Raw genomic sequence first — 12,853 nt, 5'->3', positions numbered from 1 at the left:
CCTGTCTTGAAATTAACAGGACGAATGATAAAAAACCATCCCGAAGGATGGTTTCTGCATGGGGGTTTTCTGGTTTTTTATTCTTTTCTGAATATGAGTCAGACTTTGGTTTCAAAAATGATATACGGCGGCTAACAATACATTGGACGTTACATTATAAGGAGCTCCGCCAGACTTGTTAAAAATATCTGCAGAAGCTTTATCTATCCTGAACTCCGGTATAATCGTCAGGTTTCCTGCCTTATAGTTGAACGACAGCGTACCAGCCACTACATTACCTCCACCTGGCACAGCACCAAATACTTTCACCCCATCCTTATCACTGAAATATTCTCCGCGCAACGTAAGACCCAGCTTATCCGTAAAATCACAATTCACATACAAGGCAGAGCCCCACCAGTTGGCATTCCTGCTGCTTTCTTTAGGCGTCCGGGTATCCAGGTAGGTGCTGTAGGTACCGTTGAAACCCAGCCCCAGTACCTTATTTACCTGGTAGGTGGCCACTACATCCACCTGATGATTCTGTATGCCGAAGGTATCTTTTCCCTCCAGATAGTTGAGATAGAGCTTAACGGGCGTTTCTGCCGGAGCAAAGCCCAGCTGTGCCCCTATATATTTATGACTGTTTAAGGTGACAGATTTAAGATCGGTAGGATTAAACACGCCTACCATCGCGCTCAGCGACGAGCTGAGGGTAATATCAGCTTTGATGCCGGTATGAAAGAACGGACCATAGCTGAACATATAACTCATACTGTAGTTCCTGTTCAGATAGGCATCCACCAGTTCGTATCCCACATGAGTAGCATAACTACCGAGACTCAATTTTATTTTTTCTGTGAGCAGATAGGAAACATACAGTTGTTTGATAGCCATCGACAATCCATTTGACGGAGAAGGCGGTTCATTATAGGAGAATTCTCCTGCCCTTTTTCCAAAGCCGAGGTCGGCCACTATACTTCCTTTTTTGAAACCATGCTCTACTTTCAGCGATACCATTCCCAGTTCAAAGGAGTTGTGTGAATTGGTGAAGCTGGTTTTGTTATCTGTATTATTGCCGTTCAGGTTGTATTTATAATAGACGTCAGCAGAACCTGAGATTTTAAGTGCCGGCGCGGGCAGGGTGTCGGAGGATTGTGACCAGGCAACAAAGTGGCTACCCGTCAGCAATAAGGTCGTTAGCATTCGTTTCATGTACTTATAGTTTGGTTGATAAATGGTAAGTAATGATGCGGCCTTCTCCTGCGTATTGTTTTGGGGATGCGTGCGTTCCTGTGCTACATAGAAGGAACGGGTAATCAATAAAATGATTTCAGCATTGGGTTTTTCAACGGCCAGCTGGTTTTATATGATTACCCATTCCAGATCTTTCAAACGGTAATGTATATACGTTTTAATAAAATTGATAAAGGTCAGAATCAAACTCAAAGAACTTACTTTCACGGAGGGTCATGACGGGCGGTACTTTTCAGGAATGTACCAGTTCTTCTTCCTTGAGCGTGCCGTTGTCGGTAACACTCATCATCGCAGGATGATAGTGTTCGTTGTGTTGTGTAACATCGAGGCCCAGTGCTTCTTCATCTTCAGATACGCGCAGCGGATGGATCAGGTTGATCAGTTTGAAGATGGCAACAGACATGATAAAGCTGTAACCTACCACCAGCAGCAATCCGAGTACCTGATTTTTGAAGAGGTCGAAATTGCCGTATAACCAGCCATTGTTACCGCCTTCATTGATTGCTTTGGTAGCGAAGATGCCGGTGAGCAACATACCTACCATACCACCCAGGCCATGGCAAGGGAATACGTCCAGTGTGTCGTCGAGGCTGGTTTTGGACTTCCAGTGAACGGCCATGTTGGATATGATGGCTGCTATAAAACCGATGAATATACTCTGTGGGATAGCAACATAACCGGCAGCTGGTGTGATGGCTACCAGCCCTACCACAGCGCCTATACAGAAACCGAGTGCAGATGGTTTTCTGCCACGGATCACATCAAAGAACACCCATGACAAACCAGCAGCAGCAGTGGCGGTATTGGTAGTAGCAAAGGCAGTAGCAGCCAACGCATTGGCACCCAGTGCCGAACCAGCGTTAAAACCAAACCAACCGAACCACAGCAAACCGGTACCTAATAATACGAAGGGGATATTGGCCGGCTGCAGTTCTTTCTTTTCGATATGGTCTTTCCGGCGTTTGAGCACCAGCGCACCCGCCAGTGCCGCACAACCTGCAGAGATATGCACCACGGTACCACCGGCAAAGTCGAGTACACCGAGTTTAAACAATATACCGTCCGGATGCCAGGTCCAGTGTGCGATTGGCGCATATACCAATATGCTGAACAACACCATGAACAACACATAGGAAGTAAAACGGATCCTTTCCGCTACAGCACCTACTACCAGCGCAGGAGTGATGATGGCAAACTTCATCTGAAAGAGCGCAAACAACAACAGCGGAATAGTAGGAGCCAGGCTCCAGGGAGCACCTGATCCAACATTGCGGAACATAAAGAAGGAGTAGGGGTCACCAATAATGCCATGATAAGATTTTCCAAATGCCAGACTAAAACCTACCACCACCCACACAACGCTGATCAGACCAGTAGCTATAAAGCTTTGCATCATGGTGGAAATAACATTCTTCCGGTTTACCATCCCGCCATAAAAGAAAGACAGACCCGGTGTCATTAAAAATACCAGGGAAGATGCTACCAGAATCCAGGCGATGTCAGCCGTATTATATTTACTAACATCTGAAAAGTTAGGGAAAGCTGGAATAAAAATTCCAATTATTGCCACTATCGCCAGAAAAATAAAGGGGAGATAGTCTTGGAATGAATTTTTCTTCATAGCATTTGATTTTTAAATTTCTTAAATAAAAGTAGAAGTGAAATTTAAAACATCAAATAGAATGACTGAAAAATAGAAAAATTTTAATTAAGACAACAAAAATTAGGATTGCGTCAATTAAATTATAAATATTAATAATATTAATTATTATTTCCTGTTGCTAAACAAAGGCATTACAATCGATAATATCTACACAAATAGATAATTATCAATCAATTACAAACAACAAAAGAAGGGTTGAGATTTATTTAAAAAAAATCGGCTAACGTTCTACTACAATTCCGCTGAATCACTTTCAACATCATGTTTAACAAACAATTACATATTTATAATATAACATTGTGAAATCAGATTCACAATGTTATATTATAAATAATTACATATAATATTTTTAGAAGGAAGAGATTATTATTGTTTCATTTCCTGTAATTCCCGCTCCATCGCAAACATCTGATCGCGTAAACGGGCCGCTTCCATAAAGTCCAGGTCCTTCGCAGCCTTTTCCATATCTTTCTTGACTTTCGAAATTGCCTTTTCCATCTGCGGAATCGTTTTCGCCGCAGCGGTGGTTTCCTTAGCCACTTGCATGGCATCTTCAGCTACCAACGTCACTTCATCATGCACAGCATACGGAGAGGATTCGTCGAAATGTTTGATTTCCAATACAGAAGTCTGACCCAGGATCTGCTCTTTGCTTTTGCGTACCGTACGGGGCGTAATATTATGCTCCAGGTTAAATGCCTGCTGCTTCTCACGGCGACGATCCGTTTCATCGATCGTACGCTGCATACTGTCTGTAATATGGTCTGCATAAAAGATCACCAGCCCGTCTACGTTACGCGCAGCACGTCCCGCTGTCTGTGTCAAAGACCTTTCATCACGCAGGAAACCCTCTTTATCTGCATCCAGAATAGCCACCAGCGACACCTCTGGCAGGTCAAGTCCTTCCCTCAGCAGGTTCACACCTACCAGCACGTCTATATTGCCCAGACGCAAGTCACGCAATATCTCGATACGCTCCAGGGTATCCACTTCCGAGTGGATATACCGCGACTTGATATTGATCCTGCCCAGGTATTTGTCCATCTCCTCCGCCATACGTTTGGTCAGTGTAGTTACCAGCACACGGTCGCCTTTCTGTACCCGCTTGTCAATCTCATCCAGCAGATCGTCTACCTGGTTCACACTGGGCCTTACCTCAATAGGCGGCTCCAGCAAACCGGTAGGACGTACCACCTGTTCCACCACAACACCTTCTGTTTTCTTCAATTCGTATTCACCAGGGGTGGCACTTACAAAAATGGCCTGATTCACCAGGTTTTCGAACTCATAGAAATTAAGCGGCCGGTTATCCAGTGCTGAAGGCAGCCTAAAGCCAAACTCTACCAGGTTGAGCTTACGGGAACGGTCGCCGCCATACATCCCACTGATCTGTGGCACGGTCACATGGCTCTCATCAATCACCAGTAAAAAATCTTTCGGGAAATAGTCCAGCAGACAGAAAGGACGGGTTCCGGGCTTACGCCTGTCCAGGAAACGGGAATAGTTCTCGATACCACTACAGTAGCCCAGTTCGCGGATCATCTCCACATCATAGTTCACTCTTTCAGACAAACGCTGGGCTTCTATCAGTTTACCATTGGCTTTGAAATACTCTACCTGGGCATGCAGCTCGTCCTGAATCTCATAGATCACCTGCTGCAGAATATCTTTCGGCGCCAGATACAGGTTGGCCGGGAAAATGGCCGCATTATCCATCGTACCGATCCGTTTTCCGTTCTGTACATCAAAACTTTCTATCTCCTCAATTTCATCTCCGAAGAAGGTAATCCGATAACCATAATCCACATAGGGCAGGTTGATGTCTACTGTATCACCCTGTACCCGGAAGTTTCCCCTGTTAAAGTCGCCGGTAGTACGGCTGTAGAGTGAATTAACCAATCCGTGCAGGAAAGCATTGCGGCTGAAGGCCTGTCCACGTTGAATACGGATGATCCCGTTTTCATAATCGGTCGGGTTACCCATACCATAAATGCAGGACACGCTGGCCACCACGATGATGTCCCGGCGACCGGAAAGCAGATTGGAGGTAGCTTTCAAACGGAGTTTGTCCAGCTCTTCGTTGATGGCGAGGTCTTTTTCTATGTACGTATCACTTACCGGCATGTATGCTTCAGGCTGGTAGTAATCATAGTAGGAAACGAAATACTCTACCGCATTCTCGGGAAAAAACTGTCTCAGTTCCCCGTACAGCTGGGCTACCAGGGTTTTGTTATGGGTGAGCACCAGGGTAGGACGTTGTACATTCTGAATCACATTGGCTACTGTAAAGGTCTTACCTGAACCGGTCACCCCCAGCAGGGTCTGATATTGTTCACCTTCCTGTAATCCCAGGGTCAACTGTTTGATAGCTTCCGGCTGATCACCAGCAGGAGCGTAAGGCGCTTGTATCTTAAATGGCATATTGAAACTTTCATTTGAGCAGTATGTAAAAATACTAAAGAACAGCGTGCTAAAGTGTTAAAAAAAGAGCTTTAATTTTGCCCCTTCAATCATAACTAACTTATGAGAAAAAAGATCTTGACAGGACTGTTCCTGTCCTTTTTACTGCCTTTAGCCAGCTTTGCCTGGGGGCCCAACGGGCACCGCATTGTAGCGGAAATTGCCTGGCAGCACCTGACTCCACAGGCTAAAAAAGCCGTTATTAACATCCTCGGACGCCAAAGTATGCCGATGATCGCCAACTGGCCGGATTTTATCAAATCTGACACCACCCACCAGTACGATCATACCAATAAATGGCATTACCTGGATTTCCCGGCCAATATTGGCCGCGCCGAATTCGACAATCTGCTGAAAGAAGCCACCGGCGAAAACCTGTACACACAAACACAGGCAATGATCAAAGATTTGAAAAACAAGAAACTGGCAAAAGATAAGCAGGTCTTTGCCCTCAGTTTCCTGGTACACATGCTGGGAGATATGCACCAGCCGCTGCACGTAGGCCGTGATGAAGACATGGGCGGCAACAAAATCAATCTGACATGGTTCGATAAAGCCTCCAACCTCCACCGTGTATGGGATGAGCAACTGATCGACTTTCAACAGCTCAGCTACACAGAATACAGCCAAGCCATCGATATCGCTTCCCCTGCACGCGTAAAGGAATTGCAGAGCGGTACTATTGCTGATTGGATGTATGAATCCCATGTACTGGCCGACAAAGTATATGGTTACACCAAACCGGATTCCAAGCTGAGCTACCGCTACAACTACGTTTTTGTGGACAACCTCAATGACCAACTGCTGAAAGGTGGGCTGAGACTGGCCACTGTGCTGAATGGCATTTTTAAATAATCATAGATTACCATAAAAGCGAAGGCCGAAGCAGACATATTTGCTTCGGCCTTCGCTTTTATAATTCGTAATTGATCTACACCAGATCGATATCGAAGTTTACCAGCTGTACAAACTGTTCCAGACGGGTAGTGATTTCCTGGTGTGTAACTTCTCTCAGACGGGAAGTACCAAATTTTTCCACGCAGAAAGAAGCCATTGCAGAACCAACGATGATGGCTGTTTTCATGTTTTCGAAAGACAGATCACGGGTTTTAGCCAGGTATCCGATGAAACCACCGGCAAAGGTATCACCGGCACCGGTTGGGTCATATACTTCGTCCAGCGGCATGGCAGGAGCAAAGAATACGTGGTTTTCGTGGAACAGCAACGCTCCGTGTTCACCTTTTTTAATGATCAGGTAACGCGGACCCATGGTCATGATCTTTTTAGCTGCTTTTACCAGAGAGTATTCACCACTCAGCTGACGGGCTTCACTATCATTCACCATCAGTACATCCACTCTTTTCAGCACTTTCAGCAGGTCGTCCATAGCTACTTCCATCCAGAAGTTCATGGTGTCCATTACGATCAGCTTAGGCCTTACGGTGAGCTGGTCCAGTACACTCATCTGAACCTGCGGAGTGAGGTTACCCAGGATCAGGAACTCGCTGCCCTGATAACTTTCAGGAATAACCGGGCTAAAATCAGCCAGTACGTTCAGGTCTGTAACCAGTGAATCGCGGGTGTTCATATCCAGGTGGTATTTACCAGACCAGTAGAAGGATTTTTCACCTTTTTTCACCTGTACACCTTCCAATGCTACTCCTTTGGAGGAGAGTGCATCCAGTTCAGTCTGGGGGAAGTCTTCACCTACCACAGATACCTGATTGATAGGGTTCACGAAGTTAGAGGCAGCCCATGCGATAAAAGTGGCTGAACCACCAATGATTTTTCCTGATTTACCAAAGGGCGTTTCTATTTCATCGAACGCCATCGTGCCTACGACTGTGAGAGACATGTTATTTTCCTGAAGTTTATTTGTTTAAAAATTAAATGCAAAACCAGGCAAAGGTAAGATCTTCCTCAGAAAGCGTAAAGCTAAATCTTCACTTGTTTCCAGGTACCGCGGCGGAATAGCAGTACTCCTGCCACCGCCATCATGGATTCGGCAATGGCAATAGCCCAGAATACGCCCTGGGGGCCCCAGTTGAGCCATATTGCCAGCGAATACGCCAGCGGCATCTGAAACATCCACAGGGCCACCAGATTAATCAAGGTAGGGGTACGGGTATCCCCTGCACCGTTGAAAGATTGTGTAATCACCATCCCATAGGCAAAAAACACATATCCAAGGCTCATCAGCCGCAGACATTGTACACCATAGCGAACCACTTCGTCCTCGAAGGTAAACAGCTGTATCACCGCAGGCGCCGCAATCAGGAAGGCCAGACCTACCGCCCCCAGAAATATCACGTTCAGGAAAGCGGCTCTCCATACCGACTGCTCGGCCCTTTCCGGCTGTCCGGCACCCAGGTTTTGACCTACCAGCGCTGCAGCAGCATTGGCCATGCCCCATGCAGGCAGTATTGTAAATATCACTACCCTGATAGCAATGGTATATCCTGCTACCGCATCTTTCCCGAAATAGGAAATAATCCTTACCAGAAAAATCCAGCTGGCAGAGGCTATCAACATCTGAGCAGTACTACCTGCCGCCAGCTTCAACAACGATACAATGGTCTTCCATGCTGGTGAGAGGTGTTGCTTTGTAATCTTTATCAGATCATTACCACGTATCAGGTGAGATATCTGATAACAAACACCAGTACCCCTACCAATAAACGTAGCCAGTGCAGCTCCTTTCAAACCCATTGCCGGTATAGGCCCCCAGCCCCTGATCAGTAAAGGACACAGCAAAATATTCAATCCGTTGGCAATCCACAGTGAACGCATCGCCAGGGCCGCATCACCTGCTCCCCGGAAAATACCATTGATTAGAAACAATAAAATGATCACGACATTACCGGCCAGTAATATTTTCGTATATACGTAACCGTATTCAACCACTTCTTTGGAAGCACCCATCAGCAATAAGATATCCCGGGCAAAAAATACACCCACGATGCCGATCACCACAGACAGCGTAACAGCAATATACAGTGCCTGCATAGCTGCATGGGCCGCTTCTGCGGCGTTCTTTTCGCCGGTACGTCTGGCCACTATAGCAGTAGCTGCCATACCCAGCCCCATCGAACAGGTATATACCAGTGTAAGCACCGATTCTGTAAGCCCTACTGTAGTAATGGCATTAACACCCAGATGGCTAACAAAAAAAATATCCACAACGGCAAACAACGACTCCATGGCCATCTCCAGCACCATCGGAATCGCCAGCAGAAAAATAGCCCGGTTGATACTACCAGTAGTAAACTCCTTTTCTGTTCCGGCAACAGCCGTCCGGAACAACGTAAAAAAATTAACAGCACGTAACTGTGCCTGTTTAAGAAATGACATAGTCAATAAGATTAAGCATGAGAAGATAAGCCCGCAAGTGTGGCAGGGGATTTGTCCGGGGGAAAAGTAACTGTCGGAAGTACCGCAGTCAGATTAGTCTTTCATATGCGATGCAATTTACACATCATGCCGATGTAAGATAAAATTAGTCGTTTTTTTTAAATATTTCCTACGGCGACTGTAACTTTTAATGTTACCTCACGTTTAATCTCACAGTAAGCGCGCCGAAACCTATAGGGAAACCAATTCAGACTTATCTAAATTAACCTTTTGTAAAACAGACATCATGTTTATGTTACACCAACATGCTCTCAAAGCGGGAGCTATAGCCCTTGCTGTACTCGGACTGGCCATTACTGCCTGCAATAAAGACAATGACAACCCTGTTCAGCCACCAGCTGCACGTAGCAAAACCTTCAAAGTGTATGGTACCGGCACTGACGCTGCCCGGGAAACAGGTGCGGTCACTGTTACTGAAAATACCGACAGCACTATTAACGTCGTGTTTGTACTGGGTAAAAACAAAAAGGACACAGTACATCAGGTATACTTTATTGGTGGCAACAAAACAGCACCTACTACTGATACATTACAAACCAAAGAAGTAAAAGGCACAGGCGGCGCAGTGAGCGTAGACCTGTTCAGAAACGTAAAGAAAATAACCTTACGTCAGGCAGCCGGCGCTACCAAGGAGATCGGCTTCAAATATGATGATGCCGTAGCTTATGCCGCCCACCTGAAAGTAAGACATAGCCTCTTCTCAGCTGACACCATTGCTATTGGCAATTTTGGTAAGGCTGCTAACTAATGCCATTAAAACTGTTCTGAATGGTATAGTGTGAAGAAAAGAAATAGCCGGCACAGTGGCCGGCTATTTTCCTGTTTTTTATTAGGATATGGAAGTAATACGGAACAGACTCCGTATACTGTTGGTTTTATTGCGATGATTGATTTTCTCCTGTACCATCCGTCAAAGCAGGCATCTGCTTGCGTAATACTTTAAACTCTGTTCTCCTATTCTGCTGACGTCCATCGGGATTATCCTTATGGTTAGGCAGGGAGTTGGGCGCAACAGGACGGGTTTTACCGTATCCTTTTGCGATCAGGCGCTGAGAAGGAATACCCTTGCTGATCAGATAATTGACGCAGGATTGTGCACGTGCCTGAGATAATTTCATATTGGCCTTATCTGAGCCAACACTATCCGTGTGCGCACTCATTTCAATGATCACTCTGGGGTTATCAACCAGCATCTCTACCACGGAGTCCAGTACAATTTTGGACTCGAGACGCAGCGTGGCTTTACCAAAATCATAGTAGATGTTATTTAACACAATTGGTTTTTCTACTTCATAATGCTTGAGGCAAAGCGTTGGGTTGTCCAGTGAATCGATCCTGTTCAACTCCTCTGAGTTGAAGTAGAGGCTTTTGGTGAAATAATTATCTTTTGCGGCCACTATTTTATAGAAACGTTGCGGATCTATTTCGAAGCTGTAACGGCCGGATCCATCGAGTTTGATGGTACGGACAGTCTTTTGTCTTACAGTATCCAGCAGCGTGATAGTAGCGCCTTCCAGCGGCTGATGGGTATCACAGTCCAGGATCACACCACTGGCCACCTTCCGGATCCTTTTGATGGAAAATACTTCCAGACAGCAAACGGATTCGCGGTCGGAGCTGATAAATCCTTCTGCAAAGGGATGGGTATTATCTATAGCAGAATAGTAGATGTCATCTTTGGGTGAGTTGAGGGGTTTTCCCATATTTACCGGAGCAGACCAGGTACCAAAATCACCTTCGCTCTGGAAGAAGTCCAGACCACCAAGCCCTACCCGGCCATTAGAACTGAAGATAAGAAGGTTTTTCTCAGCATCGTAGAAGGGTGCCTGCTCTTCATCTTTGGTATTGATGGTGGTGCCCATATTACGGGCATTACCGGGAGTATTGCTGTTCATCACGCAGTACCAGATATCGTATTTGCCCATACCTCCGGGTCTGTTGGAGGAAAACAGCAGATATTTCCCATCGGCGGTAATATAAGGCTGCATGGAGTTGTAGCCGTCTGCATTTATATTGCTACCCATTTTTTGTGGTTCCGACCAAACACCGTTTTCTTTGGTGCTCAGGTAGATAGCAGACTGTTTGACACCATCCTTTATCGTCCAGCGGGTCATATAAAGGGAGTTGCCATCAGGGGAGATGGAAGAAACACCCTGATCATATCCTTTGGTGGAAGGTATCTTCAGTTTCTGGCTGCTTTCAAAAGCACTACCGTTACCATTAGCCATATAGAGGTCACTTACATAAGGGGTGCCTCTTCTGTCTTTGGGCCTTTTATCCGCTTCTTTTACGGTGACACCTGGCAGCGAAGGTGCTTCCGAACGGGAAGAAGTAAACATCAGGGTGTTCTGATCTATCACTACCGGCGCATAGTTGGCGCCGCCTTCATTCACATTGCCTGAAACTTTTGTAATCGTGTATTTTGGTCGTTTGGATGCCTCACTTAATGCAAACTCGCAGGAAGCTATTTCCAGCGGTACGCGGGTAGTCAGTTCATCTGCTGCTGTATAATTCTTTTTAAAATCGTTTAACTGTATCAGTGCTTCATCATATTTACCATTGGCACGCAGGCATACGCCATACCAGAATTTAGCCTGTAAATACTGAGGGTTATTAAACCCTACTACCTGTGAGTACCAGGTTTCAGCGTTGCCGTAGTCGTGGTACAACCGGTACGACTCGGCCAGCCTCGCCACTACCTGTTGATAATCCTTGAATTTACCACTTGGAGGGGCTGCGTTGGCGACGGCATAAGGTAAGATTTGCTCTGGTTTTACTTTAAACGTGCCCAGTGCCTTGTTATAATACTGTGCTGCCGAATAAAAATCCTTAGCGCTGTAATAAACGTCTGCCGTGTGTTTGAAATCGATTACATATTGAGCTTGTATCGAATTAATCAGCCCTGCAAAAATTACCAGTGCAAGAAGCGTAATTTTTTTCATGAAGGTTCTAATTCTAAATATCTGGAAGAAATAATGTATCCACTGTGTTAAATATCCACTTCCCACTATGTGTGCAACAGTCTGTTATAATCTGGGGCAAATGAAGTATTCTTCATTGAGTACCCTTCTTTTTCTGCTGATAAAGGATAAGGACACTTCAAAGCTCTGGCTGCCATTCACGAGGCGGCGCATATTTGAAGTGTTGGCATCATAGCTGAGGCCCAGGACAAAACCTTTGAAATGAAAGCCGGCAAAGGGTATTACGGCATCATTAAAGCGGTAGTTACCACCTACCAGGAAATCAACATCAGCATTTACCAGCAGCTGGGCATACATGCCAGCCACTATTTCATTAGCATTGCCCTGACGCATATATAATCCGGTAGGAGTAAGGCTTAAAAAATCGTTGACTTTGATTTTTGAACCACCATGTACCAGGTAACGTACCGGCATTGTCTTTGATTCACCGCTACCAGAGAAGGGGTCTTTGGGAGCAGTCAGGTGAGCGGCAGCAAAACCTACAAAAGGATTGAACATATGATTGGGGTTACCATCAAAGAACATGGCGCCAGCGCCAGCATCAAATACGGTAGAAGAAGTTGTCGTAACATTTTCACCATTGGCAATACTGGGATCAAAACCAATGGTCGGTTTATACTGACTGCCGGTCTGGAACTTGGTAGGGTCAACCCTACGGCTGATAATCCCCCCCTGGATACCAAAGACGAGCTGGCTGGTTTTGGTTTTTCCAAACCGAACACCGGTGTAAGACACACTGGTCATGGCATTGAAATAGTTGTATCCTGCATCGCCGGCAGACATATTGATCATATTCAAACCTACCCCGATGTTTTTATCGGTAGCGGCATCCACAGAAACGCCCGCGGTAGAAAAAGGTTTTCCATAATTAGCCCACTGGTTGCGGTAATTTCCGCTGACCCGGTAGTCGCCATCTATTATGCCTGTCAGCGCTGGGTTTAACCAAAGCGGATAAGCGTAATACTGGGAAAAGTGCGGGTCTACCTGAGCAAAGGAATACCTGGGCAACAAACTGCTCCACAAAAGTATTGCAACAATAAAGATCCTTCTCATAGGAACATTTTTTACTTGTTCAAAATTAACCGGGGTGCAATCCGGTGCT

General features: G+C 45.7%; 9 protein-coding genes. 2 read left to right on the top strand and 7 right to left on the bottom strand.

Annotation, left to right across the window (positions count from 1 at the left end; translation table 11 throughout):
- Positions 1-111: 111 nt before the first annotated feature.
- The 3 genes from KD145_RS20500 to uvrB form a co-directional block, all read right to left on the bottom strand.
- Positions 112-1,194 (bottom strand): porin, encoded by a 1,083-nt coding sequence (locus KD145_RS20500; RefSeq protein WP_249219472.1) that lies wholly within the window; start codon positions 1,192-1,194, stop codon positions 112-114.
- 274 nt (positions 1,195-1,468) lie between these two features.
- Positions 1,469-2,857, bottom strand: a complete 1,389-nt coding sequence (locus KD145_RS20495; protein WP_212001245.1) for an ammonium transporter — start codon at positions 2,855-2,857, stop codon at positions 1,469-1,471.
- A gap of 408 nt (positions 2,858-3,265) precedes the next feature.
- Positions 3,266-5,320: an excinuclease ABC subunit UvrB gene (gene uvrB / locus KD145_RS20490; RefSeq protein ID WP_212001244.1), complete on the bottom strand. Its 2,055-nt coding sequence runs from the start codon at positions 5,318-5,320 to the stop codon at positions 3,266-3,268.
- A 102-nt stretch (positions 5,321-5,422) separates the two neighbouring features.
- Between uvrB and KD145_RS20485 the strand changes: the two genes are divergently transcribed.
- Positions 5,423-6,214: a S1/P1 nuclease gene (locus KD145_RS20485; protein ID WP_212001243.1), complete on the top strand. Its 792-nt coding sequence runs from the start codon at positions 5,423-5,425 to the stop codon at positions 6,212-6,214.
- 76 nt (positions 6,215-6,290) lie between these two features.
- Here KD145_RS20485 and KD145_RS20480 read toward each other — a convergent pair whose 3' ends face one another.
- Positions 6,291-7,214, bottom strand: a complete 924-nt coding sequence (locus KD145_RS20480) for a PfkB family carbohydrate kinase (protein ID WP_212001242.1) — start codon at positions 7,212-7,214, stop codon at positions 6,291-6,293.
- Between the two features lie 80 nt (positions 7,215-7,294).
- Positions 7,295-8,710 (bottom strand): MATE family efflux transporter, encoded by a 1,416-nt coding sequence (locus KD145_RS20475; RefSeq protein ID WP_212001241.1) that lies wholly within the window; start codon positions 8,708-8,710, stop codon positions 7,295-7,297.
- Between the two features lie 286 nt (positions 8,711-8,996).
- Here KD145_RS20475 and KD145_RS20470 point away from each other — a divergent pair, with 286 nt between their 5' ends.
- The gene (locus KD145_RS20470) at positions 8,997-9,518 is read left to right on the top strand and encodes a hypothetical protein (protein WP_212001238.1); all 522 of its coding nucleotides are present in this window, start codon (positions 8,997-8,999) and stop codon (positions 9,516-9,518) included.
- Positions 9,519-9,645: 127 nt separating this feature from the next.
- Here the strand turns inward: KD145_RS20470 and KD145_RS20465 are convergent, their stop codons facing one another.
- On the bottom strand, positions 9,646-11,712 hold the full coding sequence (locus KD145_RS20465) for an OmpA family protein (RefSeq protein ID WP_212001236.1): 2,067 nt from the start codon (positions 11,710-11,712) through the stop codon (positions 9,646-9,648).
- Between the two features lie 84 nt (positions 11,713-11,796).
- Positions 11,797-12,804, bottom strand: a complete 1,008-nt coding sequence (locus KD145_RS20460; protein WP_212001234.1) for a PorP/SprF family type IX secretion system membrane protein — start codon at positions 12,802-12,804, stop codon at positions 11,797-11,799.
- Positions 12,805-12,853: the final 49 nt, after the last annotated feature.

Origin of the sequence: Chitinophaga sp. HK235, from assembly GCF_018255755.1 — a bacterium.
In the GTDB taxonomy this organism is placed as follows: Bacteria; Bacteroidota; Bacteroidia; order Chitinophagales; family Chitinophagaceae; genus Chitinophaga.
The sequence above is the reverse complement of the archived record's forward strand: the minus strand, read 5'-3'. Positions and strand labels throughout refer to the sequence as shown.

Coding starts and splice junctions, on each gene's coding strand:
- KD145_RS20500 (WP_249219472.1), bottom strand. CDS start 1,194: ATGAAACGAATGCTAACGACCTTATTGCTGACGGGTAGCCACTTTGTT.
- KD145_RS20495 (WP_212001245.1), bottom strand. CDS start 2,857: ATGAAGAAAAATTCATTCCAAGACTATCTCCCCTTTATTTTTCTGGCG.
- uvrB (WP_212001244.1), bottom strand. CDS start 5,320: ATGCCATTTAAGATACAAGCGCCTTACGCTCCTGCTGGTGATCAGCCG.
- KD145_RS20485 (WP_212001243.1), top strand. CDS start 5,423: ATGAGAAAAAAGATCTTGACAGGACTGTTCCTGTCCTTTTTACTGCCT.
- KD145_RS20480 (WP_212001242.1), bottom strand. CDS start 7,214: ATGTCTCTCACAGTCGTAGGCACGATGGCGTTCGATGAAATAGAAACG.
- KD145_RS20475 (WP_212001241.1), bottom strand. CDS start 8,710: ATGTCATTTCTTAAACAGGCACAGTTACGTGCTGTTAATTTTTTTACG.
- KD145_RS20470 (WP_212001238.1), top strand. CDS start 8,997: ATGTTTATGTTACACCAACATGCTCTCAAAGCGGGAGCTATAGCCCTT.
- KD145_RS20465 (WP_212001236.1), bottom strand. CDS start 11,712: ATGAAAAAAATTACGCTTCTTGCACTGGTAATTTTTGCAGGGCTGATT.
- KD145_RS20460 (WP_212001234.1), bottom strand. CDS start 12,804: ATGAGAAGGATCTTTATTGTTGCAATACTTTTGTGGAGCAGTTTGTTG.